The following is a 23,353-nucleotide window of genomic DNA, read 5'->3' as shown; positions in this document are numbered from 1 at the left end:
ACCCAGTGGACCTCGACATGGAGGAGTTCGCCGAGGCGCGGCTCCGCAAGCCGAACAACGCGCCGCACGACCGGTTCCTGGACGCGTACCGCGCCCGCATGGGCTACCGCGCCGAGCCGCTGCACCCGCCCGCCATCCGCGGCGTGGAGGGCGCGATCGACATCCACTGTCACGCGCACGAGGGTCAGCAGGACGCGCTGGCCATCGCGAAGCTGGCCTCGGCCAGCGGCATGGGCGGGCTGCTGTACAAGAGCGTGCAGGGCATGAACAGGCCCGCCGCGGCGGGCCCCGCCGCCGTGGTCCGCGAGATCGAGCGGGACCTGGCCGCCTGGAGCGAGGAGACGGAGATCGAGCCGATCCAGGTGTGGTCGGGCTGGATCACCACCGACACGCGGGGGCTGCCGCTCGTGGAGGCGGCGCGCCGGCACCTGGACGACGGCGTGTCCGCGGTCTGGATGCCGGTCTTCCGGAGCGCCAACACGTTGAGCAAGGTCGGCGGGCCGCCGATCTGGTGGGGCGGCAGCGAGGACCCGAAGGAGTGGAGCGATCCGCTGCCCTGGGACCAGGCGCTGAAGGTGGGGGCGTACACGCTCGACGAGCACGGACGGCTCAAGCCGGAGTACAAGGAGATCTTCCGGATGGTCGCCGACCGGGACGTCATGGTCTCGTTCGCCCACGCGACGCACGAGGAGATCTTCGCGATGGCCGAAGAGGTGCGGAACCTGGGCATTACCAAGGCGGTGATCGACCACCCGTTCAGCCCCTTCATCGACCTGTCCCTGGAGCAGATGAAGGAGCTCGCCTCCGCGGGCGTGTACCTGAACTTCACCTACGACGAGATCTCGCCGCTGCTCGGGGTGAACCCCGCGGACATGTGCCGCACCATCCAGGCGCTCGGCACCGACCACGTGACCCTGTCCAGCGACGCCGGGGAGCCGCTGTTCCCGCACACCGTCGAGGCGTTGCGCCTGCTCTTGGCGCACATGAACGCGTTCGGCCTGACCGAGGAGGAGGTCCACCAGGTCAGTGCGGTCAACCCGGGAAGGCTGCTCGGCAAAGCGTGACATTTCTCCGCTCACGGAGGCGATCAACATGCGATGCTTACCTCGTGGTGACCGAGCTGTCAGATTCACCGCGGCGTGTGCTCCTCGTCGAGGACGACACGGAGATCGCCGAGATGCTGAAGGAACTGCTCACCGGTGAGGGCTATCAGGTCGAGACGGCCGGAGACGGCCAGCGCGGCCTGCACCTGTCGCTGACCCGGGCGTACGACGTCCTCGTCATCGACCGGGTGCTGCCCGCCGTCGACGGGCTCGACCTGATCAGACGGATCCGGAGCAAGGGGATCGCCACGCCCGTGCTCGTGCTCACCGCCCTCGGCACGGTCGCCGACCGGGTCGCCGGGCTCGACTCCGGCGCGGAGGACTACCTCGTCAAGCCGTTCGACATCGAGGAGCTGCTGGCGCGGATACGGGCGCTGCACCGCCGGCACCGCGACGCCGCGCGGACGCTCCCGCTGGGCGCCGCGGAGATCGACCTGGTGCGCCGGCGGGTGCTGCTGCCGGACGGCGACGAGGTCGAGCTCTCCAAGCGGGAGTTCGAGCTGCTGCGGACGCTGGCGAGCCGCCCGAAGACGGTGCACTCGCGCGAGGACCTGCAGCTGACGGTGTTCCAGGACGCCGCCACCGACTCCATCGTCGACACCTACGTTCACTATCTTCGCCGCAAGCTCGGCCGCGGGGCCGTACGCACCGTCCGGGGCTTCGGCTACCGGCTGGGGGAGCTATGAGAGAACCGCAGGAGTTCGACGGCCGGTCGCTGGCCAGAGCCCGGTGGCTGCTGACCGCGCAGCTGGCCGGCGCGATCACCGGCGTGGTGCTGGTCGTCGGCGCGCTGATGTTCGTCGCGACGACCGGGGGCCAGCAGCGTGACGCCGAGCGCGACCTGCGGTTCTACGTGGCCCGCAGCAGCGTCGAGAGCCCGCCGCCGTGTGTGTGGATGTTCGCCCAGGACGGCGGCTCGCTCCGCCGTACGCCGAGCGCGCCGGCCGACCTCCCGGTCCGGTCGAGCCTGCGCCGGGTGGCGAACGGCGGCGGGGCGCTGGTCGAACGGCGGAGGATCCACGGGATCGACTACCTCATCCGCACCGGCCGCCGGGGCGGCACGGTCGTCCAGGCCGCCATGGACCTGCGGTACCAGCAGCAGGAACGGCAGCGGCTCTACCTCGCGCTCACCGTCGCCGAGCTCGCCGGGCTGCTCGCCGCCCTGGTGACCGGGCAGGTGCTGGCCCGGCGTGCCATCTCGCCGCTGGAGGAGGCGCTGCGCCGGCAGCGCCGCTTCGTGGCCGACGCCAGCCACGAGCTGCGCACGCCGCTGACCCGGCTGCACACGCGCGCGCAGCTGCTCGCCCGCCGCGCGCCCACGGCGGACATCGACAAGGACCTGCGCACGATCGTCTCCGACACCCGGCAGTTCGGCGAGGTGATCGAGGACCTGCTCATGTCGGCGCAGCTGGGCCACGCGACGGCGCGCCGCGAGCTCGTCGACCTCGCGGCCATCGTGGAGTCGGTGGCCGACGCGGAGTCCGCGCGGGCGCAGGCCCGGTCCATCGCGCTGGAGGTCCGCCGCGATCCCGGCGGGTACCTGGTCCTGGGCGTGCCGGCCGCGCTGCGCCGGGTCGTGGGCGCGCTGGTCGACAACGCCCTCACCCACACGCCGCCGGGCGGTCACATCGAGCTGACTCTCGACCGTACAGCGAAGCGCCGCGAGGTGGTCCTGACCGTACGGGACGACGGCGTCGGCTTCGACCAGGACCAGGAACGGCTGATCTTCGAACGCTTCAAGCACGGCAACGCCGGCGACGGACGCCGGTTCGGCCTGGGCCTGGCCCTGGTGCGGGAGGTCGTCGACAGCCACGGCGGCCGGGTGGGCGCGACCGGGGAACCGGGCCGCGGAGCGGCGTTCACGGTCCGCCTGCCCTCCGCGTCCGTGGAGGCCGCCGTCGCCCGCTGAGCCCGCGGCGCGGCCGCCCGCGGTCAGCCGGCGACCGGGAGGTCGGTCGGGACCGGGGTGGGCCGCGGGGCCTCTTTGACGTGCGCCGCGGACGGCGTGCCGCCGGCCGAGGACGACGCGGAGGAAGAAGGGGAGGTCTTCGTACCGGGCACGGTCGGCGTCGGGGCCGGCTTGCCGTCCGCGCGTCCGCAGGTGGCGGAGGCGAGGTCGATGGTCTGGACGCTGCTGCCGATCGAGATGTCCAGCTCAAGGGCGACGACCGTCAACGTGCCGTCCGGGTTCTGGACCTGCTTGTTGGGCGTCACGCGCAGACCGAAGCCCCGCGTCGGGATGACGATGTCGGTGTTGGGCGGGCCGCCGATCGGCACGTCGTGGCCCGCCACCGAGATGTCGGCGAGGTGGGCCGAGCCGACGCCGTTGTCGCACTTCGCGGCGATCGTCTGCGCGGAGAGCAGCCCGGTGGGGAGCTTCGTCTTGAGCCCGGGGTGACTCAACCGCAGGTCCAGGACGCCGGCCGACGCGTGGTGGCCCTTGGCCTCCACGGTGAACAGCGCGAGATTGAACACCGGGTTCTTCGGAAGTTCGAGCGCCTTGCGGTTCGGCTGGGTCGCGGAGGTCACCGCCGGCTGTGCCGGAATGGCCAGCGCGCCACCGGCGTAGATGCCGTAGGCCGAACTCGCCGGACCAGAGGCGGAGGCCGGGCTCGCCGCCGACAGCGGCACCACCAGTGGTACGGCCAGAGCGCCGGCGAGGGCCGCGTACTTGGTCGGACGCGTCGAGCGCATGAGTTCTCCCGGGGGGACGGAGAGATGCGGTACTTGAACGTACCAGTTGAACGGTAGGTCAATATACCAATCGGTTCGGACGCGTGGAAGGGAATCGGTCCTCTATTACGTCCCCGTTGAAATAATTCAGTCATTTTTCAGATATCGCTACCGGCAAGCCATTCCTGTGACGCCGAACAGCGTCGCTATCTACGTTATTCAACGTCGCCCTACGGCGGAATGCCGTATCCCCGCGAACAGGAGGAGAAGCTCATGCGTACGCAGCATCTCGCAATCCGTGTCGGCGCACTCGCGCTCTCCGGCGCGGCGCTGGCCGTGTACGGGCTCAGCGCGACCCCGTCGTCGCCCCTCGCCGGCACCTTCCCCGTACGGACCGCGTCACAGGAAACGCCCATCACGCCGCTCGCGACCATCAGCCGGACCCAGGTGCTCGCCAACGCCAGGACGTGGCACCCGCACACCGCCATGCGCGTGCCGTACAGCCAGTCGAGGACGCACGACGGATACCGCACCGACTGCTCGGGCTACGCCTCGATGGCCCTCGAACTGGGCAGGCCCGGCCTGAACACCGTTGGCCTGGCCGGACCGTCGGTCAGCACGCGCATCGCGATGTCGCAGTTGCAGCCGGGCGACCTGGTCATCGACGCGACCGGCACCGCCGACACCCGTCACGTCGTCATCTTCGATAAGTGGGCGAACACCGCGCACACGTCGTACTGGGAGTACGAGCAGCGCGGCGGGTACGGCACGGACTACCGCACCCGCGACTACGGCCTGTCGAGCGGCAGCCAGTTCCACGCCTACCGCCCGAGGAAACTCGCCTGATCCGGGTGGGCCGGGGAGGGGCCGCTCCTCCCCGGCCCATCGGCGTCGTACGCGGCGCGCCGCTATCCGGCCGCCGCCCGCAGGTGGCGGCTGACGTCCCCGACGAGGTCGATGTGCACACGCCGCTCGGCGAACCGCCACCGCGTGCCGTCCCACGCGAACCGGTCCTGGTAGCGCCCGACGGCGATGGGCTGGAGGGGCAGTTCGGGCAACGCCTGGTACACGGTGACGTACGACCGCGCGGCGGCGGTGTCCCCGTCGAGTTCGACGATGAGGTTGGTGGTGACGTGCTTGGTCCGAGGCGTGCCGTCGCCGTACACGATCAGCGTGCCGCGGAACATCTCCTCGATCGCGCCCGCCCCGCTGACGGGCGAGCCACTACCCGTGAAGGTGGCGTCGGCCAGGAGCGCGCCGAGCCCCGCGAAGTCACCACCGTCGACGAGCTCGGCGTACCGCGCGATGAGGTTCGCGATCTCCCGATGACTCGCGGCCGGCTCGGGCCCGACGTACGGGGGTGTGCTCATGGGCGAGATTCGTCCTTCGGGTCTGGATCTGAGACTTCCGGCCGGCGACGAGCGCTGCGCGCCGACGCGTCTTCTATCGGGGGGCGAGGAGGGCGATGGAGGCCTGGACGGCGACCTCGGTGACGTCGCGGACGTGGCCGCTGTCCTCGACCGTGATGGCGGTCAGTTCGCGCAGGCCGCCGAGGAGCATGATGGTCAGTTGCCGGGAGACCGGGGCCGGGCCGTTGGCGTGCCACTCCTCCGTGTCGCACAGAGTCTGGATCATGGTGATGAAGGCCTCCGTCATGTCGCGCTGCAGGCGGCGTGAGGTGTCGCCCAGCGACGGCACGTCGCGGATCCAGCTCAGCATGATGGCGGGTTCGGCCTCGGCGCAGTCGATCCACTCCTCGATCGCCTGGCGCACCTGGGCCTTCCACGGGGCGGCCGGGTCGACGGCGGCGAGGATCCGTTCGATCATCTCCGCGTTCGCGGCGGTGAGGAGCGCGACGAAGCAGGCGTCCTTGCTGGAGAAGTACTCATAGAACGTCCGGCGGGACGTACGGGCGCGGCGGACGATGTCGGCGATCGTGGTGTTGCGGTAGCCCTGTTCGCGGATGGAGGCGGCGAGGCCGTCGAGCAGCCGGCGGCGGAAACCGTCGTCGTCCGCGGTCGCCGTCTGGTCCTGAAGGCGCCGGACAGTCCTCATCAAGGTCACGCTATACCTCTCGCCTCACACCGGCCCTTGAAGCGGATGGTACGGCGGCGTACCGTGCGGCTGGTACCGTCGCGTACCCCCGTGGGAAGGTGCCATCGGACATGACGACCGCGACGCTTCCGCCAGGCCCGCCGAGTCCCCGCTTCCTGCAGGGCGTCTTCGCCCTGCTCGCCCCCATGCGCGGGGTGCGGCGGATGCGCGACCGGTACGGCGACGCGTTCTCCGTCAACGTGCCGGTCTTCGGCCGGGCCACGGTCATCAGCGACCCGGCGCAGGTCCGGCGGTTGTTCACCGCGGGGCCCGACGTCGTGGAGAACCTCGAACCCAACCTCGGGCGCGTGCTCGGGCCCGGCTCGTTGTTCGCGCTGACCGGCGCGGAACACCGCGAGCAGCGCAAGCTGCTGGTCCCGCCCTTCCACGGCCGCCGGCTCGCCGCGTACGAGAAGATCATCGAGGAGGAGGCCGTCCGCGAGATGGCCTCCTGGCCGCAGGAGCGGGCGTTCGCCACCTTGCCGTCGATGATGCGCGTCACGCTGAACGCCATCCTGCGCGCGGTGTTCGGCGCGGAGGGCGCCGAGTTCGACCGGCTGCGCACGCTGCTCCCGCCGGCCGTCGCCCTCGGGTCCCGGCTGGCCGTCGCGCCCATCCCCCGGACCGATCTCGGCCGGTGGAGCCCCTGGGGACGGTTCCGGATGGCGCGCCGCGAGTACGACGCGATCGTCGAGACGCTGATCGCCAAGGCGGAGGAGGACGACCTCGACCGGCGGGACGACGTCCTCGCGCTGCTGCTGCAGAGCCGCTACGAGGACGGCTCCCGGATGAGCCACGGCCAGATCGCCGACGAGCTGCTCACCCTGCTCGTCGCCGGGCACGAGACGACGGCGACCACGCTCGCCTGGGCGGTCGAACGGATCCGCCGGCACCCCGACCTGCTGCGGGAGCTCGTCGAGGAGAACGACGCGGGCGGCCGTGCGCTGCGCGAGGCGACGATCCTGGAGGTGCAGCGCACCCGGCCGGTCATCGACCTCGTCGGGCGGCAGGTGACGGCCGACGCCCTGGAGCTCGGGCCGTGGGTCCTGCCGAAGGGGTCCACGGTGCTCGTCGGCATCACGCTGGTCCACGACGACGAATCGATCTTCCCGAACCCGCGGGCCTTCGACCCGCACCGCTTCGTCGACGCCAAGCCGGACCTGCACCAGTGGATCCCGTTCGGCGGCGGCACCCGGCGCTGCGTCGGCGCGGCGTTCGCGACCATGGAGATGAACGTCACCCTGCGCACGCTGCTGCGTGACTTCACGCTGGTGCCGACGGACGAACGCGACGAGCGGTGGCACTCGCGCGGCGTCGCCAACGCTCCGGCGAAGGGCGGCCTCGCGGTCGTACGCCGCCGCCGGTCCTCCTCGTCGCCGCGGACCACGACCACGGCCGGGGTGCGGCCATGACCAACCCCGATGAGCACGTCGACGTCCTGATCATCGGCGCCGGTCTGTCCGGCGTCGGCGCGGCGTACCACCTCCAGGCGGCCTTTCCCGAGCGGACCTACACGATCCTGGAGGCGCGCGACACGATCGGCGGCACCTGGGACCTGTTCCGGTACCCCGGCGTACGGTCGGACTCGGACATGAACACCCTCGGGTACCGGTTCCGGCCGTGGACGCAGGCGAAGGCCATCGCCGACGGCCCGTCGATCCTGCGCTACATCCGGGACACCGCCACCGAGGCGGGCATCGACCGGCACATCCGGTTCGGGCACCGGGTGGTCCGCGCGGAGTGGTCCAGCGCGGACGCCCGCTGGACGGTCGAGGCGGTGCACGACGGCGAGACGGTACGCCTCTCCGCCCGCTTCCTGTACGCCTGCAGCGGCTACTACCGCTACGACGCCGGCCACACGCCGCACTTCCCCGGCGTCGAGCGCTTCCGCGGCACCGTGGTCCACCCGCAGCACTGGCCGGACGATCTCGACCACACCGGCAAGGACGTCGTCGTGATCGGCAGCGGCGCGACGGCGGTGACGCTCGTGCCGGCGATGGCCGAGCGGGCGGCGCGGGTGACGATGCTGCAACGCTCGCCGACGTACATCATCGCGCTGCCGTCCGAGGACGCGATCGCAGGCGCTCTGCGACGGCTGCTCGGCGACCGCCGCGCGTACCCGATCACGCGGTGGAAGAACGTCGTGGTGAGCTCGCTGTTCTACCGGCTCAGCCGTCGCCGGCCGCGCGTGGTCCGGTCGATCATCCGCCGGGCGACGGCGCGGCTGCTGCCGCCGGGGTACGACGTCGACACCCACTTCAAGCCGCGGTACCAGCCGTGGGACCAGCGGCTGTGCGTGGCGCCCGACGGCGACCTGTTCGCCGCCATCCGCGACGGGCGGGCGTCGGTGGTCACCGACCGGATCGAGGAGTTCACCGAGACCGGGCTGCGGCTCGCGTCCGGCACCGAGCTGGCGGCCGACATCGTCGTCACCGCCACCGGCCTGCGGCTGCAGGCGCTCGGCGGCGTGCGGCTCACGGTCGACGGCCGGGACGTCGCGCTGCCGGAGACCATGGCGTACAAGGGCATGATGCTCAGCGGCGTGCCCAACCTCGCCTTCACGATCGGGTACACCAACGCCTCGTGGACCCTCAAGGCCGACCTGGTGAGCGAGTACGTCGTGCGGCTGCTCCGCCACATGGACGCCCACGGGTACGACCGGTGCGTCCCGGCCAACGACGACCCGGCCGTGGCCGAACGCCCGCTGCTGGACTTCCAGGCCGGGTACGTGCTGCGCGCCATCGACGAGTTCCCCAAGGCCGGGTCGCGGCCCCCGTGGCGGCTCGGCATGAGCTACGCGCACGACCTGCTCAAGCTGCGGCACGGCCGCGTCGACGACGGCACGCTCCGGTTCTCGAGCCGGTCCGCGGCCCGGGAGACGGTGCCCATGACCGATACGAACACAGACGGGACGACACCGTGAGAGCACAGATCGACTCCGGACGCTGCCAGGGGCACGGCCGCTGTTACGACCTCGCCCCCGACCTGTTCGGCGACGACGACGAGGGCTACGGCACGGTCCTCGGCGACGGCGTCGTCCCGAAGGGCAAGGAGCCGGACGCGCGGCTGGCCGCGTCGAACTGTCCCGAACGCGCGATCGACCTTCTCGAAGAGGGCTGACATGACCGAGCGAAGCGAGGGAATCGAAGACACGGCCCTGTGGTCACGCCCTCCGACGAAGGAGGGCTCATGACCGAGCGGTTCGCCAAGAACTACGCGGAGTTGCGCGACGACCAGCCGCTCGGCACGCGCAACGAGATCGTCACCGGCCCGGTCGAGGACTGGGCGACCGACTTCTCCCACCTGGAGCCGGAGTGGGCGGCCGACCCGTACCCGATCCAGGACGACCTGCGGCAACGCTGCCCGATCGCGCACACCGACCGGTTCGGCGGCGGGTGGCTGCCGACGCGTTACGAGGACGTCGCGGCGATCGCGTACGACACCGAGCGCTTCTCCTCGCGGTCGGTCATCATGAGCAACTTCCGGCCGCCACGTGAGCTGGCGCCGATGGGCGGCACGCCGCCGATCTCCTCGGACCCGCCGTTCCACCAGCACGCGCGCAGGCTGCTGCTGCCGGCCTTCACCAAGACCGCGGTCGGGCGGCTGGAGCCGGCCACGAGGGCGTTCTGCCACTCCCTCATCGACGGGTTCGCCGGGCAGGACGTCGTCGACGCCGCCCGCGACTACGCCCAGCACATCCCGATGCGCGTCATCGGCGACATGCTCGGCTTCCCGCCGGAGGACGGGCCGCGGTTCCGCGAGTTCGTGGAGAACACGCTCGAAGGCGTCAACCTGCCGCCGGAGGAGCGCATCGCCCGGATGGAGCAGCTGTTCGACTACCTGCTCGAACAGATCCGCGACCACGTCGCGAACCCACGCGAGGACCTGACGACCTACCTCATCGAGGCCGAGTTCGGCGGCGAGAAGCTGCAGCCGTCCCATGTCGCGGGCACGATGGCCCTGCTGCTCATCGCCGGCATCGACACGACGTGGAGTGCGATCGGCGCGTCGCTGTGGCACCTGGCCAAGACCCCCGCCGACCGCGAGCGGCTGGTCGCCGACCCCGGCCTGCTGCCCACCGCGATGGAGGAGTTCCTCCGCGCCTACGCGCCGGTCACGATGGCGCGCCTGGTCAAGGAGGACATGCACTGGGCGGGCGTGGACATGAAGGCCGAAGACTGGGTGCTGCTGTCCTTCCCCGCGGCCAACCGCGACCCCGCGCAGTTCGACCGCGCCGACGAGGTCGTGATCGACCGGCAGGTCAACCGGCACGCGGCGTTCGGGCTGGGCATCCACCGCTGCGTCGGCTCGCACCTGGCGCGCATGGAGCTGCGGGTGGCCCTGGAGGTCTGGCTGGAGCGGATCCCGGCCTTCTCCCTCGACGACCCGTCCGCGGTGACCTGGGCCGCGGGCCAGGTCCGCGGACCGCGAACGCTCCCCCTCCGCGTCGGCTGACGCGCCGCCGGGCTCACGTGGCCACGCCAGGCGACGCCGACCCGATCAAGATCACGTACGTTCGGATCGGCCGCCGTGTGCTTCGGCGAATACCGGCAGTGCCACGTCTGGTCGGTAGGCGGTCACGATGCGGTTGACGGGCTGTCGTAGTGCTTCGACGGCGTGCTGCCGGCATGCCGGCACCGTCTGGTGATCGATGCCGGGACGAAGCAGCTCGACGATCGGTTCGGAGGGGCAGTCGTGCGTCCCGCAGGCTTTGGCGTCGCGATTGATCAGGGCTGAATGGCTGTTCGTCGCGGCGTACGCGTCCGCGGTCAGTGCGGCGAGCAGTCCGATGGAGTACGCGGCGGTGGGATCGGCCGGTGTGGAGGCATTCAACGCCACCGCGTGCGCGTCCACCAACATGAGGTCGAGCGCGTCGAGTCGTTGCGCCGGCGATACCTCCTCGATCTCGGCCAGCCGTGTGCGCAGATTCGCCAGCCAGGGCAAGCCCGGCTGCCCCTCGGCCGTCGTGAGCACGGCCCGGGCACACTCCGCGAACTGGTGTCCTCGGGTCTTCCACCACATGAGCTTGCGCTGCCGCCCGTCTGCCAGCCCGGCCAGCCCTGGCCACTTGCGCCGGGCGCCCTGCCTGGTCATCCCCGCCGCGGCACCGATCGCGGGATAGTCGGCGCCGCGTTGTGCCGCCGACAGGGCCGCAGAGGCCGCCAGCTGTTCCGCGCCGTCTCGGATCGCCAGCAGTGCGGTCAGCGCGGCCAGCCACAGTTGCCGCAGGTCGGCGTCCGGTAGGTCCGAGCCAGGCCCCGCATCCGGTCCGAGCTCCAGCGTTTCTCGCGCCGCGGTCCACGCCATTCGCTCCACGGCAGCGGTCAGCTCGGCGCGTTGCGCGTTGGACAGACGCGCTCGGACGGGGACACGAGGTCACGACCTTCAACCGTGGGTTGACCGGCAAGGACGTCGAGGGCGTCGAGGCGCTTCGCGGCGACCGCTCCACCGACGAGGGTCTTCGGCAGCTCACCGGCCGTGCCTTCGATGCGGTCATCGACCCGGGTGGGCTGGTGCCGGCCCACGTGCTGCGCACCGCGCGGGCACTGGCCGAGTCGGCCCCCTTCTACGCGTTCGTCTCCACCACGGCCGTCTATCAGGCATGGAACACCGCCGGGGCGGACGAGTCGGCGGCGACCTGGCCGGGCGTGGCGGACGAGGACGGCGACCCGGCCGACCTGGCAAGGCTCGGCGTGCGCAAACGTGGGTGTGAGCTGGCGGTCGAGCAGACCTACGGACCGAATGCCTGCCTGATCGCGCGCGCCGGCTTGATCGTGGGTCCGCACGACAACGTGGGCCAGTTGCCCTGGTGGCTCACCAGGATCGCCGAGGGCGGCCGGGTGCCCGCACCCGGCGATCCGGCCCGGAGGCTGCAGCTGATCGACGCGCGTGACGTGTCCACGTTCGTGCTGGACCAGGTCGAGGCGCATGCGGGCGGCATCCACAACGTCGTCCCGGACGAACCGAACACCACGATGGGCCGGCTCCTCGACGACTGCGTGCGGGCCACGGGTTCGAACGCCGCACCCGTGTGGATGGACGAAGTCGCGGCATGGGACGCCCGACCGGCCGCCTGATCACCTGGGAGGCGGTCAGGCGGGTTCGCCGGCCTGACCGCCCACCGAGCTCACCGACCGGCATGTCCGTTGGGCTCGATGCGGCCCGGGCCGTCCCGTGTCGCCACCATCGTTGACCGATCGAAGCGCAATTCCTACTATCCAAGTAGATTTGATCGGGAGATGAGTACATGACCAAGCCCGGCAAGCAGGTACATCTCGCCGCGCACTTCCCCGGCGTCAACAACACGACCGTCTGGTCCGACCCGCGTTCGGAGAGCCAGATCGACTTCGGCTCGTTCGTCCGGCTGGCGCAGACCGCCGAACGCGGCAAGTTCGACTTCTTCTTCCTCGCCGAGGGCCTCCGGCTGCGTGAGCTCAAGGGCCGCATCCACGATCTGGACGTCATGGGACGGCCCGAGTCGCTGACCGTGCTGTCCGCGCTGGCGGCGGTCACCGAGCGCCTCGGTCTGGCCGCGACGGTCAACTCCACCTTCAACGAGCCGTACGAGGTCGCCCGGCGGCTGGCCTCGCTCGACCATCTCAGCGGCGGCCGGGCGGCCTGGAACGTCGTGACCAGCTTCGACGCGTTCACCGGCGAGAACTTCCGGCGCGGCGGCTACCTCGACGAGGCCGACCGGTACACGCGCGCCGCCGAGTTCCTCCAGACCGCGCGCGAGCTCTGGGACTCCTGGCGGCCCGACGCCGTGACCGCCGATCCGGCCCGAGGGGAGTTCGTCCGCCCCGGCGGCATCGGCGCCTTCCGGCACGACGGACGCCACATCTCCATCTCCGGACGGTTCAACGTGCCGCGCGGTCCGCAGGGCCGGCCGGTGATCATCCAGGCCGGCGACTCGGACGAGGGACGGGAGTTCGCCGCCTCCGACGCCGACGTCATCTTCAGCCGGCACGGCAGGCTGGAGGAGGGCCGGGCCTTCTACAAGGACGTCAAGGCCCGCATGGCCAAGTACGGCCGCCGGCCCGAGGACCTGAAGATCCTGCCCGCGGTGACCTACGCCCTCGGCGACACCGAGGAGGAGGCCGCCGAGCACGCTGCCGAGATCCGCCGGGCGCAGGTGAGCCCGCAGACGGCGCTCGCCTTCCTCGAAGGCGTCTGGGGCCGCGACTTCTCCGACGTCGACCCGGACGGGCCGCTGCCCGACCTCGAACCGGACCTCGGCGAGGGCGTGTCCAAGGGCCGCGCGCAGTTCCGCGGCGACCGGAGCGCCACCGTGGAGAAGTGGCGGGCGCTGGCACGCGAGAAGAACCTCACGGTCCGCGAACTGGTCATCGAGGTGACTGGCCGGCAGACGTTCGTCGGCACCCCCCGTACGGTCGCGGACCGGATCGAGGAGTTCGTGCGGACCGACGCGGCGGACGGCTTCATCTTCGTGCCGCACCTGACCCCCGGCGGCCTGGACGACCTGGTCGACAAGGTCGTGCCGCTGCTCCAGGAGAAGGGCGTCTTCCGCGCCGACTACACCGGCCCGACACTCCGCGACCACCTCGGCCTCACGAAGGAGCAGGCGGCATGACACGTGTCCACCTCGCCGCCGCGCTGGACGGCGCCGGCTGGCACCCGGCGGCGTGGCGCTCGCCGGACGCACGGCCGGACGAGCTGTTCACCGCCGGCTACTGGGCCGGCCTGGTGACCGAGGCCGAGAACGGCCTGCTGGACTTCGTCACCTTCGAGGACTCTCTCGGCCCGCAGTCGTCGCGGTTCGAGGGCCCCGACGACCGCGTCGACCAGGTCCGCGGGCGGCTCGACGCCGTGCTGGTCGCCGCCCGCGTCGCGCCGCTCACCTCCCGGATCGGGCTGGTGCCGACGACGAGCACCACGCACACCGAGCCCTTTCACGTCGCGATCGGCATCGCCTCGCTCGACCACGTGAGCCGCGGCCGGGCGGGCTGGCGACCGCAGATCTCCCCCCGCGCCGCGGACGCCCGGCACTTCGGCCGCCGGGAGTTCCCCGAGTTCACCCTCGACCAGCGCGCCGACCCGCGGATCGCCGAGCACGTACGCCGGCTGTTCGACGAGGCCGCCGACGTGGTCGAGGTCGCGCGGCGGCTGTGGGACAGCTGGGAGGACGACGCCGAGATCCGCGACGTGGCCACCGGACGGTTCGTCGACCGCGACAAGCTGCACTACATCGACTTCGAGGGTCCGTTCTTCAGCGTCAAGGGACCGTCGATCACGCCCCGGTCGCCGCAGGGCCGGCCGCTGATCACCGCGCTCGCCCACGACGTCCTGCCGTACGAGTTCGCGGCACGCGGCGCGGACGTCGTGTACGTCACTCCGCGCTCCGCGGCCGAGGCCGCCGAGATCATCGTGCGGGTACGCGAGGCGGAGACGACGGTCGGGCGGCTCGGCGACCCGCTGAAGGTCTTCGCCGACGTGCTGGTCTTCCTCGACGACGACGCTCCGGCGGCCCGCGACCGCAAGGCGCGGCTGGACGCGCTGGACGGCGCGCCGCTCGCCTCGGACGCCCTGGTCTTCACCGGCTCCCCCGGAGAGCTGGCCGATCTGCTGCTGGAGTGGCGCGACGCCGGCGTCGAGGGCTTCCGGCTCCGCCCGGCCGTACTCCCGTACGACCTGGCCGGGATCACGCGCGGGCTCGCGCCGGAGCTGCGACGCCGCGGCGCGTTCCACGACGCGTACGGCGCGGACACGTTGCGGGGCCTACTCGGCCTCGACCGCCCCGCCGGCCGCTACGCGGTCAGCTGAGGTTCGACGCGGCGCGGCGCCGCCGGTACTCGGCCGCGCGGGCCTCGTAGGTGCGGTGCTCCTCGGCCGCGTCCGGCGGCAGGTGCGGCGCGTCCGGGGTGTGGTCGGCGAAGAACTCCCTGGTCGCGTTGTTCGACGCGACGGCGAGCGGTCCGGAGCGGGCGAACATCTCCGTCTCGTAGCGGGTGATCGCCTCCTCGGTGTCGCCCGCGGCGACGATGGCGCGGGCCAGCTCGGCGCCATCGAGCATCGCGAGGTTCGCCCCGTACCCGCCGAACGGTCCCATGAGGTGGGCCGCGTCGCCGATCAGCGTGACGCCGGGCACGCGGTCCCAGGTCAGGGGGGCGGGCAGGCCGGCGAAGGAGCGGGGCACGTAGGAGCCGTCGATCTCGGTGATCGCCCGCCGGAGATCGGCCGACCAGTGACCGAACTCCCGCAGCAGGTACGCGGACACGGACGCGCGATCGCGGACATCGACCCCCTGCCGCGCGGGCCAGTCGAGCCGAGCGCGGAACGCCAGGTAGCCGCGGATGACGGCGTCGCCGTTGCGCTGCAGGATCAGCCCCCGGCCGTTGCCGTCATTGACGAACAGATGCCCGTCGCCGACGAGCGCGGCGATCTCGGGATGCGCGCGATCGACGTCGTCGTACCGCGCGTCGAGGAAGCAGACGCCCAGGTGCTCGGGTGCGGCGTCGGTCAGCAGCGGCCGGACCCTCGACCATGCGCCGTCGGCGCCGATCACGAGGTCGGCTTCGACGCTCGAGCCGTCGGCGAACTCCAGCCGCCACACGCCGTCGCCGCCGGGCGTGATCGCGGTCAGCTCGCGTCCCCAGTGGACCGTCCCGGGCAGCAGGTGTTCGTGGAGCATGACGCGAAGGCGGCCACGGTCGATCTCGGGCGCCGCCTGGTCGGACTCATCGGGAACGAATCCGGCGAGGACGCGGCCCTGCTCGTCCATCCGGGTCTTGGCCTGCCTGCTGATGCTCGCGAGCCCCAGGAACGCGTCGAGGAGGTCGGCGTCCTCCAGGGCGATCTGGCCGGTGTCGGCGTGCAGGTCGAGTGTGCCTCCGGGATCGCGGGCGTCGACGGCGGAGTCGGCGTCGAAGACGATGGGCCGGATGCCGTGGCGCTGCAGCACCCGTGCGCAGGTGAGGCCGGCGGGTCCGGCGCCGACGATGGCGATGCGAGGTGAGGGCGTCATCTCGGGCTCCTTTCGTGTCGAAGCGGGCCCGGGTGGCCCGGACCCCGAGAAAAGCACACTTGAGCAATAAGTGCAACGGATACACTTTTTGAGCGGGTAACCCTATCTACGGGCATGGCGGGGCCGTGTGATGAGGAAGGACTTGTCGGCGCGAGCCGGCTACGCCGTCGTGTCGGCGGCCGGGCCGCCCACCGCGTGCCAGCCGTGCTCGAGCAGGTCGAACGCGCGCTCGACCATCAGCTCGGGGTCGGAGCCGTCGAACACGAGGTCGATGACCTCGATCGAGAAGTGGGCGAGCGCGCGGCAGGCCGGATCGTCGTGGGGAGCGCCCACGTCGTCGGCGATCTCCGCGGCGAGAGCGAGCTCGTACCGCATCCACATCTTGCGCGAGTACTCGCGAAGCGCCGGGGTCTGCTCGATGAGCCGCTTGAACTGGGCGAAGCGCGGATCGTCACCGTGGTGGGGCAGCCGATGCCCGATCACGTAGTCCCGCAGCGCGGCCGGGATCGACCGCCCGGCGCCGCGATCCCGTACGGCCGACAGGAGGGCGTCCTTGACGTCGCCCTCCTGGTCGAAGACCAGCGCCTCCTTGCTCGGGAAGTGCTTGAACAGCGTCGTGACCGACAGGTCGGCCGCCTCGGCGATCTCCCGGATGCCCACCGCGTCGTAGCCGCGCTCCAGGAACAGGCGCAGTGCGGCGTCGGCCAGAGCCTTGTGGGTGGCGGCCTTCTTCCGCTCGCGCCGGCCGAGTCGAGGCTGCTCGATGGCACTCTCCGGCATGCGGTCACTCTACCGAGAACGGCCGCGGGCCGTTCCCCCGTGACCGGGCGACGCGGGTCGACTACCCTTTATGACAGGCGTCATGGAAGGCGGGAGTCCATGTCGGGTGAGGAGAGGCCGCCGCGGGAGCGGATGGTCTACAGCGCGGCACAGCTGGTGCGGTCGCGCGGGGTGGCGGCGACCGGCGTACGCGACGTGGTGGCGTACGCGAACGCGCCGCGCGGGTCGTTCCAGCACTACTTCCCCGGTGGCAAGGACCAGCTCGTCGGGGAGGCGCTGGCCTGGTCCGCCGACTTCGCGGCCCGGCGGGTCGCCTCGTACGGGCGGCAGGCCGGCGAGCCGTCGCCGTCCGGGCTGTTCGCGCACATGGCCCGGCAGTGGCGGGAGGAGCTCACCGCGCGCCGCTACGAGCGCGGATGCCCGATCATGGCGACCGCCTCGGAGCTGGCCGGCGGCGACTCGCCCGTCAACGAGCCGCTGCGCACGGCCGCCGCCCGCTGGGAGCGGGCCGTGGTGGAGGAGCTGGTGCGCATGGGCGTGCCGGCCGAGCGGGCCGGGGGCCTGGCCACCGTGATGATCAGCGCGCTGGAGGGGGCGATCATGCTGGCGCGAGTGTGCCGCGACGTCGGCCGGCTCGACACCGTCGTCAGCGAGCTCGCGCCGGTGCTGGACTCCTACGCCGGCTGAGCGGCGGCGCGGGGACGGCCACGTCGACCGTCAGGTCGCAGCCCGCCGCGCTGCTGGCCACGACGTCCGCGCGGGCGCACACGTACGCGATCAGGGACGGCTGCGACCGGCAGAGTTCGAGGCGCATCCGCTCCACCCCGGCGGCGTGTGCCGCGGCGAACAGGCGGGCGAACAGCAGCCCGCCGACGCCCCGGCGCTGCCAGGCGTCCTCGACCAGGACACCCACCTCATGGACGCGCGGGTCGTCGGGAACGGGCCCCGCGCTGGCGAGCGCGACGAGGCCGCTGGCGCCCGCGGGTTCGGCGACGAACGCCCGGTGCCGTCCGTCGAGACAGCTGCGCAGGTAGGCCGCTGGGATCTCGGTGACCGGGCCGTGGAATCGGCGGTAGCGGGTCTCCCCCGAGCAGCGCCCGAACATGGCCGCGAGCGCCGCGGCGTCCTCCGGGCGGACGGCCCGGATCACGTCCGCGCCCCCTCGCCTCGCCCGGCGGGCACGGCCTCGGCGTGCCGGTCCGTACGCTCCTCGATCGCCCGGACCACCGCCACCATGTCCGCCCGGCCGTGGCCCAGCGCGACCGTCTCGTCGTACAGGGCATGGCAGACGTCCAGCAGCGGGGAGGCCACGCCGGACTCGCGCGCGGCGCCGGCGACCAGGCGGTTGTTCATCAGGACGTCGGCGGCCGCCGCCTGGGCGGCGAAGTCCTGGTCGAGGAGCTTGCGCGTCTTCACCCGCGACACCGCGCTCGCCATCGGCCCCTTGTCGAGGACCTCCGCGAACCGTCGCAGGTCCAGGCCGTGCCGCTCGGCGAAGTGGGCCGCCTCGGCCAGGCCGGTGACCATCGTGATCAGGTACAGGTTGACGGCGAGCTTCATGTACAGCGCTCCCGGGACGGCTCCGCAGACGGTCGTCTCATGGCACATGGGCGCCAGCAGCGGGCGCACCGCCCGTACCGCGGCGTCGTCACCGGCCAGCATGGCCACGAGCCGCCCCTCCTCGGCGGGCGTGCGCGACCCGGAGACCGGGGCCTCGACGTAGGCGCCGCCGGCGGCGCGGACGTCGGCCTCCAGGCCGCGCGAGTATGCGGGCGAGGTGGTGCCCATATGTACGATCGTGCGCCCGGCGACGCGAGCGCCGAAGTCCGGGGTGGCCCGGGCCAGCACCTGGTCGATGGCCTCCTCGCCCGCGAGCATGAGGATGACGGTGCGGGTGCGGGCGAACAGCTCGGCGGGGCCCGCGGCGACCCGCGCGCCGGCGGCGCGCAGTTCCTCGCACCTGGCGGCCGTGCGGTTCCAGACGACGAGCGGCGTGCCCGCGCGGGCCAGGTTGAGCGCCATGGGCCGCCCCATGAGTCCCAGCCCGGCGAAACCGATGTCCATGCGCCCTCCCTGGTTATGACGGTCGTCATGATAATCATGACAGCTGTCATAGTCCACGAGCCTCGACGGGATTCCGCGCCGTGGTGGACCTGGCGACACCCCACGACCGGCGGTCCAGCCGCACCCGAGGACGCCTCCTGGGCCCAGGGCGCGAACCGCGCCGCCGCAGGAAACTTGGTCTCACCGGAACGAACCAGAGGGAGACCGACCATGAACGTCGAACTGCGCGACCGCACCGCACTGGCCCAGCGCCTGCTCCACCCCGACCAGGTCACGCTGGCGGAGACCGAACGCGACCACGCCCGCCACCGCGTCGAGGACGCCGTGTACGCCGGCGAGCTGGGCAAGGAGCACGCCGCGACCGCCCTGACCCGCGTCGCGAACGCCCGCACCCGCGGCGACCTGCGCCGGGCGATGGGCGTCGTGCCGGGAGGAGCCGCACCGTCCGGCCTGGTCAACGCCCTGCGCGGAGCGAGCGCCGTGTGGCTGGGCGGGACGGCGGTGCAGATCGTCGTCTGGGCGCTGATCACCGTGATCGGCCTTCACCTGACCGAGCCCTGGTGGCTGTGGACGCTGATCCCCGGCCTGTTCGTCGTCGGCCCGCTGTGGTGGCTCAACGAGACGCACTACCGCGCGGCCCCGGCGACGACCGGCGCCATCGACTCCGCCCGCGGATGACCCGCCGGACGAACGGCCCACCGGCCCCGCGGCGCCGGTGGGCCGACCGTTTCCTGGGCCGGGTCACGAATAGCGCACGCGGTACCACAGGTTCGTCACGTGCGGTGCCTCGGTGACGCGCAGCTGTTCGAGGTCGACCGAGCCCCTGTCCTTCCGGTCGAACATGCGAACGCCGTCGCCGAGCAGCACCGGAGCGACGATCATGAGGATCTCGTCCAGCACGCCGGCCTCCAGGCACTGCCGGGCGACCTCGGCGCCGAGGACGTTGACGTACTTGTAGCCCGCCGCGTCCTTGGCGGCCTTGACGGCGGTGTCCAGATCACCGACGAACGTGACGTCCGGGATCACCGTGTCGGGCGCATGGTGGGTGAGGACGAACTGCGGGCCCTCCCACCCGCCGCCGAACGCCTTTCCCTCCTTCTCGGTCCCCCGGTGCGGGTCGTCGCCGCCGAAGGTATGGCGGCCGACGAGGAGGGCGCCGATCCGGCCGATCAGCTCGCCGACCTCCGGGTTCGGGCCGAGATGGGCGGTGAGCCAGGACATGTCACCGCCGGGACCGGCGATGAAGCCGTCGAGGGACATGGTGGCCGAGTACAGCAGTCGTGCCATGAGGTACCTCCGTGGAAGCGGACCGGTACCTGTTGAGACGGTGAACCGCGGAGAAACTCATCGACCCGCGGGTGGCAGCTCCAGCGGCAGGCCGAACGCCGGGAACAGGCCGGGATCGTGGAACGCGGTCGCCTCCACGATCAGGTCTCCCTCGATCCGCAGGACGCCGATCGCGGCGGCGCGGTACACCGGCGACGAGGGCTCGCGGATGTAGGCCGCGGCCGCCGGCTGCCGGTTGGCCGAGGTCGGCAGCATCGCGAACCGTCCCACGTACGCCGGGGAGGCCGGGTCCCAGCCCTCGGCCAGCGCGGTCAGCACGGCGTCGCGGCCCTGGAACCACATCGGATACGGCGGCATCGTCGTCCGTACGTCCTCGGCCAGCAGGCCGGCCATCGCGGTCAGGTCGGCGTGCTCGACCGCGTCCATGTACCGCCGCAGCACCGCGCGTTCGCGCGGTGTGGGCTCGGCCGGCGCCCGCCAGTCGAGGCGGCGTTCGGGCAGGTGCTCGCGCATCGTCGCGCGGGCGCGCTGGAGCGCGCTGTTCACCGAGGCCACGCTGCCGCCCAGGTGCTCGGCGGTCTGCCTGGCCGGCCAGCCGAGGACGTCGCGCAGGATCAGCACGGCCCGCTGCCGCGGCGGCAGGTGCTGGATCGTGGCCAGGAAGGTCAGCTCGATCGTCTCGCGGGCCACCGCCACCGCCTCCGGCTGCGCCTCGGCCGGCGCCAGGCGGTCGGGGAACGGCTGCAACCAGGAGACGTCCGTACGCGGCGGGCGGCCGGCCGTCGGGTCGGAGGGCTCCTCGACGTGGTGCGGCAGCACCCGCCGGGCCCGGCCGTCGAGCGCGTCGAGGCAGGCGTTCGTCGCGATGCGGTACAGCCAGGCGCGGAACGTCGAGCGGCCCGCGAAGCCGCCGAGGTTCTTCCACGCGCGCAGGAACGTCTCCTGCACCAGGTCCTCGGACTCCTCCAGCGAACCCGTCATCCGGTAGCAGTGCACCCGCAGCTCACGCTGGTGGCGCTGGACGAGCACCGCGAACGCCGACTCGTCGCCCGCGCGGGCGGCGGCCATGACCGCGTCGTCGTCTGCCGTGCTCATCGGTCCCTCCCCGGCCTCGTCTCCGAGTCGACGGCGCGACCGTATCGTCACCGAGATCCTGACAGTAGTCGTCAGTGTCGGCGTCCACGCTGAGATCCGCTCTCCCCATCTCCTGTGAGGACTTCTTGGACGCGTCATCCCGCCGGGCCGAACGCCTGCTCACTCCCGCCGTCTTCATCACCTCGCTGGGCAACAACATCCAGGTCATCGCGGCGTCCCTGCTCCTCGTCCGGGCGGAGGGATCCATGCTGGCGGTGGGCTGGCTGTTCATCGCCATGGCCGTCCCGCAGGCACTGCTGTCGCCCTTCTTCGGCCGGCTCGCCGACCGGGTCGACCGCCGCCTGCTCTGGCTCGGGTGCGATCTGGCCGGCGCGGCCGCCGCCCTGGCCCTGCCGGTGGGCGTCGCGCTCGGCGGGCCACGTGACCTGGTCGTGTACGGGGCGGGCCTCGCCCTCGCGGTGGCCAACGCCCTCTTCGTCCCGGCCGGCGCGGCGCTGATCAAGGAGCGCGTGCCGGCGGGCGAGCTGCGGCGCTTCAACGCGAACTACGAGATCGCCATGCAGGCCGGCATGCTGCTGTCCGGCTCGATCGGCGGGTTCGCCGTGCAGTGGTTCGGGGCGATGCCGCTGTTCGTGTTCAACGCGGCGACCTTCGCGGCGTCCGCGATCTGCGTCTTCGCCCTCGGCCGGGGCCCGGCGCGCCCCGCTCCGGCACGGCCGTCGGCCGCGCCGTACCGGACCTCCCTGCCCGGCGGCACGGGCCGGCTGATCCTGCTGTACGCGCAGACCGGCATCGTCATCACGGTCTTCAACGCCCTGCTGCCGATCCTCGTCGTCGTCGAACTGCGTCGCGGCAGCGGCTTCCTCGGCGTGGTCGACGCCCTCGGCGGCACGGGTTTCCTGTTCGCCGCCGCGGCGTACCGCGTGATCGGCAGACGCGTCGCCGATCTGCCGATCGCGATCGCCGGGCTCCTGCTCACCGGCGTCGGGCTGGTGCTCCAGCCCCTATACGGCGTCGCCAGCCTGGTGTCGTGCGTGCTGGTGGGCGCGTCGCTGCTGGGCCAGGCGCGCATCGCCTCACGTGCGCTGCTACTGACGTCGGTCGCGGAGAGCCAGGCCGGCCGGCTGTTCGGCCTGGCCAACGGGTGCGGCCTCGCGGGGACCATCGTCGTCATGCTGGGAGTGTCGGAGGTCACCGATCACTCCGACAGCCGGTACGGGTTCGCGACGCTCGCGGTGATCACCACGGCGGCCACACTGCTGGTCCTGGCCGCGAGCCTGCTCACGGTGGGGCGGGCCCGGCGGCCCGAGCCGCCGGCACCGCTCGTACCGGCCGAACAGGGTTAACTCCGGCGGCGGCGGTGGCTCGTGTCGCACAGCGGGAAGCGCCGGCTGCGGTGACAGGCGCAGATCGCGACCATGAAACGGTCGGAGACGACCGTCGTACCGTCGGCGAGCAGGATCTCGACCGGCCCCTCGACCAGGACGGGGCCGGCCGGTACGACGACGACGCGCCTGCGGTCTCCGCGCGGCGGGACGCCGGGGTCCGGCTCACGATCGCTGTTCGGCACGGATCACCACCAGTTCCTCATAGCGCTGTTCGGGGTAGATCAGCCCGCGTTCCTCCAGGTCGTGGGCGCGTGCCGTCATCACCGGCCCGAACTGCTGGCGGCGGCGCGCGCCGACGGTCACGTGCAGGCCGGCCGTACGCAGGAGGTCGACGGTGTTCTCGATCCCGCACAGCGCCGACTGGACCATCAGCAGCGTGCCGCCCGGGGCCAGCAGCGAGGGGGCCACCGCGCAGAGCCGGTCCAGGACCGCGCGCCCGCGGGCGCCCCCGTCCCACGCGCGCCTCGGCCCACGCGGATGTGCGGTGTCGCTGGAGCAGACGTACGGCGGATTGGCGACGATCAGGTCGAACGCCTCATCGCGAACGGCGTCCACCAGATCGCTCCGGACCACGCGTACGGGCAGCCGCCGGAGCCACACGTTGACCCGCGCGGCGAACACGGCGTGGGCACAGACGTCCACCGCGACGACCTGGGCGGCGCCGCCACGCGCGGCGGCGAGCGCGAGGGCTCCGGTCCCGGTGCCGACGTCCAGCACCCTCACCCCGACCCGCACGGTGCGCAGGGCCTCGGCCAGCAACCAGGTGTCACCCTGCGGCCGGTAGACGCCTGGTGGCCTGAAAAGCCACACGAACAGCTCATACCGCATTTGTGCTGCAAAAATACGCAGGCGGCGGGTCAAGAAACCCTGGGCATCTCTTGGTTCCG

General features: G+C 72.1%; 26 protein-coding genes. 14 read left to right on the top strand and 12 right to left on the bottom strand.

The genetic code is table 11. From position 1 onward, the window contains the following. Positions 1 to 5: 5 nt before the first annotated feature. From ACQEV1_RS07835 to ACQEV1_RS07825, 3 genes are read left to right on the top strand one after another with little or no spacing between them, the layout of a single operon-like run. Complete coding sequence (locus ACQEV1_RS07835) at positions 6 to 1,064, top strand: DUF6282 family protein (protein WP_285621715.1); 1,059 nt, start codon at positions 6 to 8, stop codon at positions 1,062 to 1,064. A 44-nt stretch (positions 1,065 to 1,108) separates the two neighbouring features. Next, positions 1,109 to 1,789 (top strand): response regulator transcription factor, encoded by a 681-nt coding sequence (locus ACQEV1_RS07830; protein ID WP_285621718.1) that lies wholly within the window; start codon positions 1,109 to 1,111, stop codon positions 1,787 to 1,789. Further along, positions 1,786 to 3,012 (top strand): sensor histidine kinase, encoded by a 1,227-nt coding sequence (locus ACQEV1_RS07825; RefSeq protein ID WP_285621721.1) that lies wholly within the window; start codon positions 1,786 to 1,788, stop codon positions 3,010 to 3,012. Before ACQEV1_RS07830 ends, ACQEV1_RS07825 begins: the two co-directional genes overlap by 4 nt. A 23-nt stretch (positions 3,013 to 3,035) precedes the next feature. Here the strand turns inward: ACQEV1_RS07825 and ACQEV1_RS07820 are convergent, their stop codons facing one another. Then, positions 3,036 to 3,797 carry a choice-of-anchor P family protein gene (locus ACQEV1_RS07820; protein WP_433392634.1) on the bottom strand — a complete coding sequence of 254 codons (762 nt, stop codon included), beginning with the start codon at positions 3,795 to 3,797 and terminating at the stop codon, positions 3,036 to 3,038. Between the two features lie 252 nt (positions 3,798 to 4,049). On the opposite strand from ACQEV1_RS07820, the gene ACQEV1_RS07815 reads away from it, so the two are divergent. Beyond that, on the top strand, positions 4,050 to 4,622 hold the full coding sequence (locus ACQEV1_RS07815; RefSeq protein ID WP_433392632.1) for a hypothetical protein: 573 nt from the start codon (positions 4,050 to 4,052) through the stop codon (positions 4,620 to 4,622). A 62-nt stretch (positions 4,623 to 4,684) separates the two neighbouring features. Here ACQEV1_RS07815 and ACQEV1_RS07810 read toward each other — a convergent pair whose 3' ends face one another. After that, positions 4,685 to 5,146 carry a nuclear transport factor 2 family protein gene (locus ACQEV1_RS07810; protein WP_285621732.1) on the bottom strand — a complete coding sequence of 154 codons (462 nt, stop codon included), beginning with the start codon at positions 5,144 to 5,146 and terminating at the stop codon, positions 4,685 to 4,687. Between the two features lie 73 nt (positions 5,147 to 5,219). Further along, positions 5,220 to 5,831 carry a TetR/AcrR family transcriptional regulator gene (locus tag ACQEV1_RS07805; protein ID WP_433392630.1) on the bottom strand — a complete coding sequence of 204 codons (612 nt, stop codon included), beginning with the start codon at positions 5,829 to 5,831 and terminating at the stop codon, positions 5,220 to 5,222. 110 nt (positions 5,832 to 5,941) lie between these two features. Between ACQEV1_RS07805 and ACQEV1_RS07800 the strand changes: the two genes are divergently transcribed. From ACQEV1_RS07800 to ACQEV1_RS07785, 4 genes are all read left to right on the top strand, one after another. Then, positions 5,942 to 7,282 (top strand): cytochrome P450, encoded by a 1,341-nt coding sequence (locus tag ACQEV1_RS07800; protein ID WP_433392628.1) that lies wholly within the window; start codon positions 5,942 to 5,944, stop codon positions 7,280 to 7,282. Continuing rightward, the gene (locus tag ACQEV1_RS07795) at positions 7,279 to 8,793 is read left to right on the top strand and encodes a flavin-containing monooxygenase (RefSeq protein WP_433392626.1); all 1,515 of its coding nucleotides are present in this window, start codon (positions 7,279 to 7,281) and stop codon (positions 8,791 to 8,793) included. Before ACQEV1_RS07800 ends, ACQEV1_RS07795 begins: the two co-directional genes overlap by 4 nt. After that, complete coding sequence (locus ACQEV1_RS07790; RefSeq protein WP_433392624.1) at positions 8,790 to 8,990, top strand: ferredoxin; 201 nt, start codon at positions 8,790 to 8,792, stop codon at positions 8,988 to 8,990. Before ACQEV1_RS07795 ends, ACQEV1_RS07790 begins: the two co-directional genes overlap by 4 nt. Before the next feature lie 69 nt (positions 8,991 to 9,059). After that, complete coding sequence (locus tag ACQEV1_RS07785; protein ID WP_433392622.1) at positions 9,060 to 10,325, top strand: cytochrome P450; 1,266 nt, start codon at positions 9,060 to 9,062, stop codon at positions 10,323 to 10,325. 51 nt (positions 10,326 to 10,376) lie between these two features. Here the strand turns inward: ACQEV1_RS07785 and ACQEV1_RS07780 are convergent, their stop codons facing one another. Beyond that, on the bottom strand, positions 10,377 to 11,177 hold the full coding sequence (locus ACQEV1_RS07780; RefSeq protein ID WP_433392620.1) for a hypothetical protein: 801 nt from the start codon (positions 11,175 to 11,177) through the stop codon (positions 10,377 to 10,379). Positions 11,178 to 11,266: 89 nt separating this feature from the next. On the opposite strand from ACQEV1_RS07780, the gene ACQEV1_RS07775 reads away from it, so the two are divergent. The 3 genes from ACQEV1_RS07775 (at position 11,267) to ACQEV1_RS07765 (ending at position 14,651) form a co-directional block, all read left to right on the top strand. Further along, on the top strand, positions 11,267 to 11,947 hold the full coding sequence (locus ACQEV1_RS07775; protein WP_433392618.1) for a hypothetical protein: 681 nt from the start codon (positions 11,267 to 11,269) through the stop codon (positions 11,945 to 11,947). Between the two features lie 170 nt (positions 11,948 to 12,117). Next, a complete protein-coding gene (locus ACQEV1_RS07770; RefSeq protein ID WP_433392616.1) occupies positions 12,118 to 13,461 on the top strand; it encodes an NtaA/DmoA family FMN-dependent monooxygenase in 1,344 nt (447 codons plus the stop codon). Further along, on the top strand, positions 13,458 to 14,651 hold the full coding sequence (locus tag ACQEV1_RS07765) for an LLM class flavin-dependent oxidoreductase (RefSeq protein ID WP_433392614.1): 1,194 nt from the start codon (positions 13,458 to 13,460) through the stop codon (positions 14,649 to 14,651). The genes ACQEV1_RS07770 and ACQEV1_RS07765 overlap by 4 nt, the downstream gene beginning before the upstream one ends. On the opposite strand, the gene ACQEV1_RS07760 is transcribed toward ACQEV1_RS07765, so the two are convergent. After that, a complete protein-coding gene (locus ACQEV1_RS07760) occupies positions 14,644 to 15,852 on the bottom strand; it encodes an FAD-dependent oxidoreductase (RefSeq protein ID WP_433392612.1) in 1,209 nt (402 codons plus the stop codon). The two genes, ACQEV1_RS07765 and ACQEV1_RS07760, sit on opposite strands and share 8 nt — an antisense overlap. A 159-nt stretch (positions 15,853 to 16,011) precedes the next feature. Further along, positions 16,012 to 16,632, bottom strand: coding sequence for a TetR/AcrR family transcriptional regulator (locus ACQEV1_RS07755; RefSeq protein ID WP_433392610.1), 621 nt, complete (start codon positions 16,630 to 16,632; stop codon positions 16,012 to 16,014). Positions 16,633 to 16,731: 99 nt separating this feature from the next. On the opposite strand from ACQEV1_RS07755, the gene ACQEV1_RS07750 reads away from it, so the two are divergent. Further along, positions 16,732 to 17,319: a TetR/AcrR family transcriptional regulator gene (locus ACQEV1_RS07750; protein WP_285621766.1), complete on the top strand. Its 588-nt coding sequence runs from the start codon at positions 16,732 to 16,734 to the stop codon at positions 17,317 to 17,319. On the opposite strand, the gene ACQEV1_RS07745 is transcribed toward ACQEV1_RS07750, so the two are convergent. Both ACQEV1_RS07745 and ACQEV1_RS07740 read right to left on the bottom strand, forming a co-directional pair. Further along, the gene (locus tag ACQEV1_RS07745) at positions 17,279 to 17,782 is read right to left on the bottom strand and encodes an N-acetyltransferase family protein (protein WP_433392608.1); all 504 of its coding nucleotides are present in this window, start codon (positions 17,780 to 17,782) and stop codon (positions 17,279 to 17,281) included. The two genes, ACQEV1_RS07750 and ACQEV1_RS07745, sit on opposite strands and share 41 nt — an antisense overlap. Beyond that, positions 17,779 to 18,696: an NAD(P)-dependent oxidoreductase gene (locus ACQEV1_RS07740; RefSeq protein ID WP_433392606.1), complete on the bottom strand. Its 918-nt coding sequence runs from the start codon at positions 18,694 to 18,696 to the stop codon at positions 17,779 to 17,781. The genes ACQEV1_RS07745 and ACQEV1_RS07740 overlap by 4 nt, the downstream gene beginning before the upstream one ends. A gap of 210 nt (positions 18,697 to 18,906) precedes the next feature. On the opposite strand from ACQEV1_RS07740, the gene ACQEV1_RS07735 reads away from it, so the two are divergent. Then, the gene (locus ACQEV1_RS07735; protein WP_433392604.1) at positions 18,907 to 19,374 is read left to right on the top strand and encodes a hypothetical protein; all 468 of its coding nucleotides are present in this window, start codon (positions 18,907 to 18,909) and stop codon (positions 19,372 to 19,374) included. A 63-nt stretch (positions 19,375 to 19,437) separates the two neighbouring features. Here the strand turns inward: ACQEV1_RS07735 and ACQEV1_RS07730 are convergent, their stop codons facing one another. Beyond that, entirely contained in the window at positions 19,438 to 19,983 is a 546-nt protein-coding gene (locus ACQEV1_RS07730) for a dihydrofolate reductase family protein (RefSeq protein ID WP_285621778.1), read from the bottom strand. 57 nt (positions 19,984 to 20,040) lie between these two features. Next, positions 20,041 to 21,078, bottom strand: coding sequence for a sigma-70 family RNA polymerase sigma factor (locus ACQEV1_RS07725; protein ID WP_433392602.1), 1,038 nt, complete (start codon positions 21,076 to 21,078; stop codon positions 20,041 to 20,043). A 125-nt stretch (positions 21,079 to 21,203) separates the two neighbouring features. On the opposite strand from ACQEV1_RS07725, the gene ACQEV1_RS07720 reads away from it, so the two are divergent. Then, complete coding sequence (locus ACQEV1_RS07720; protein WP_433392600.1) at positions 21,204 to 22,424, top strand: MFS transporter; 1,221 nt, start codon at positions 21,204 to 21,206, stop codon at positions 22,422 to 22,424. Here ACQEV1_RS07720 and ACQEV1_RS07715 read toward each other — a convergent pair. Continuing rightward, on the bottom strand, positions 22,421 to 22,648 hold the full coding sequence (locus ACQEV1_RS07715) for a CDGSH iron-sulfur domain-containing protein (protein WP_285621787.1): 228 nt from the start codon (positions 22,646 to 22,648) through the stop codon (positions 22,421 to 22,423). The two genes, ACQEV1_RS07720 and ACQEV1_RS07715, sit on opposite strands and share 4 nt — an antisense overlap. After that, the gene (locus ACQEV1_RS07710) at positions 22,629 to 23,276 is read right to left on the bottom strand and encodes a HemK2/MTQ2 family protein methyltransferase (RefSeq protein ID WP_433392597.1); all 648 of its coding nucleotides are present in this window, start codon (positions 23,274 to 23,276) and stop codon (positions 22,629 to 22,631) included. Before ACQEV1_RS07710 ends, ACQEV1_RS07715 begins: the two co-directional genes overlap by 20 nt. Positions 23,277 to 23,353 lie beyond the last annotated feature (77 nt).

This window comes from Actinoallomurus sp. CA-142502 (assembly GCF_050936355.1).
GTDB lineage: Bacteria > Actinomycetota > Actinomycetes > Streptosporangiales > Streptosporangiaceae > Actinoallomurus > Actinoallomurus iriomotensis.
This window is presented reverse-complemented; position numbering and strand designations above follow the sequence as displayed.

Excerpts from the sequence above, each read along its gene's own strand:
- ACQEV1_RS07825 (WP_285621721.1), top strand. The coding sequence starts at position 1,786 with ATGAGAGAACCGCAGGAGTTCGACGGCCGGTCGCTGGCCAGAGCCCGG.
- ACQEV1_RS07820 (WP_433392634.1), bottom strand. The coding sequence starts at position 3,797 with ATGCGCTCGACGCGTCCGACCAAGTACGCGGCCCTCGCCGGCGCTCTG.
- ACQEV1_RS07815 (WP_433392632.1), top strand. The coding sequence starts at position 4,050 with ATGCGTACGCAGCATCTCGCAATCCGTGTCGGCGCACTCGCGCTCTCC.
- ACQEV1_RS07810 (WP_285621732.1), bottom strand. The coding sequence starts at position 5,146 with ATGAGCACACCCCCGTACGTCGGGCCCGAGCCGGCCGCGAGTCATCGG.
- ACQEV1_RS07805 (WP_433392630.1), bottom strand. The coding sequence starts at position 5,831 with ATGAGGACTGTCCGGCGCCTTCAGGACCAGACGGCGACCGCGGACGAC.
- ACQEV1_RS07800 (WP_433392628.1), top strand. The coding sequence starts at position 5,942 with ATGACGACCGCGACGCTTCCGCCAGGCCCGCCGAGTCCCCGCTTCCTG.
- ACQEV1_RS07795 (WP_433392626.1), top strand. The coding sequence starts at position 7,279 with ATGACCAACCCCGATGAGCACGTCGACGTCCTGATCATCGGCGCCGGT.
- ACQEV1_RS07785 (WP_433392622.1), top strand. The coding sequence starts at position 9,060 with ATGACCGAGCGGTTCGCCAAGAACTACGCGGAGTTGCGCGACGACCAG.
- ACQEV1_RS07780 (WP_433392620.1), bottom strand. The coding sequence starts at position 11,177 with ATGGCGTGGACCGCGGCGCGAGAAACGCTGGAGCTCGGACCGGATGCG.
- ACQEV1_RS07770 (WP_433392616.1), top strand. The coding sequence starts at position 12,118 with ATGACCAAGCCCGGCAAGCAGGTACATCTCGCCGCGCACTTCCCCGGC.
- ACQEV1_RS07765 (WP_433392614.1), top strand. The coding sequence starts at position 13,458 with ATGACACGTGTCCACCTCGCCGCCGCGCTGGACGGCGCCGGCTGGCAC.
- ACQEV1_RS07760 (WP_433392612.1), bottom strand. The coding sequence starts at position 15,852 with ATGACGCCCTCACCTCGCATCGCCATCGTCGGCGCCGGACCCGCCGGC.
- ACQEV1_RS07755 (WP_433392610.1), bottom strand. The coding sequence starts at position 16,632 with ATGCCGGAGAGTGCCATCGAGCAGCCTCGACTCGGCCGGCGCGAGCGG.
- ACQEV1_RS07750 (WP_285621766.1), top strand. The coding sequence starts at position 16,732 with ATGTCGGGTGAGGAGAGGCCGCCGCGGGAGCGGATGGTCTACAGCGCG.
- ACQEV1_RS07740 (WP_433392606.1), bottom strand. The coding sequence starts at position 18,696 with ATGGACATCGGTTTCGCCGGGCTGGGACTCATGGGGCGGCCCATGGCG.
- ACQEV1_RS07735 (WP_433392604.1), top strand. The coding sequence starts at position 18,907 with ATGAACGTCGAACTGCGCGACCGCACCGCACTGGCCCAGCGCCTGCTC.
- ACQEV1_RS07730 (WP_285621778.1), bottom strand. The coding sequence starts at position 19,983 with ATGGCACGACTGCTGTACTCGGCCACCATGTCCCTCGACGGCTTCATC.
- ACQEV1_RS07725 (WP_433392602.1), bottom strand. The coding sequence starts at position 21,078 with ATGAGCACGGCAGACGACGACGCGGTCATGGCCGCCGCCCGCGCGGGC.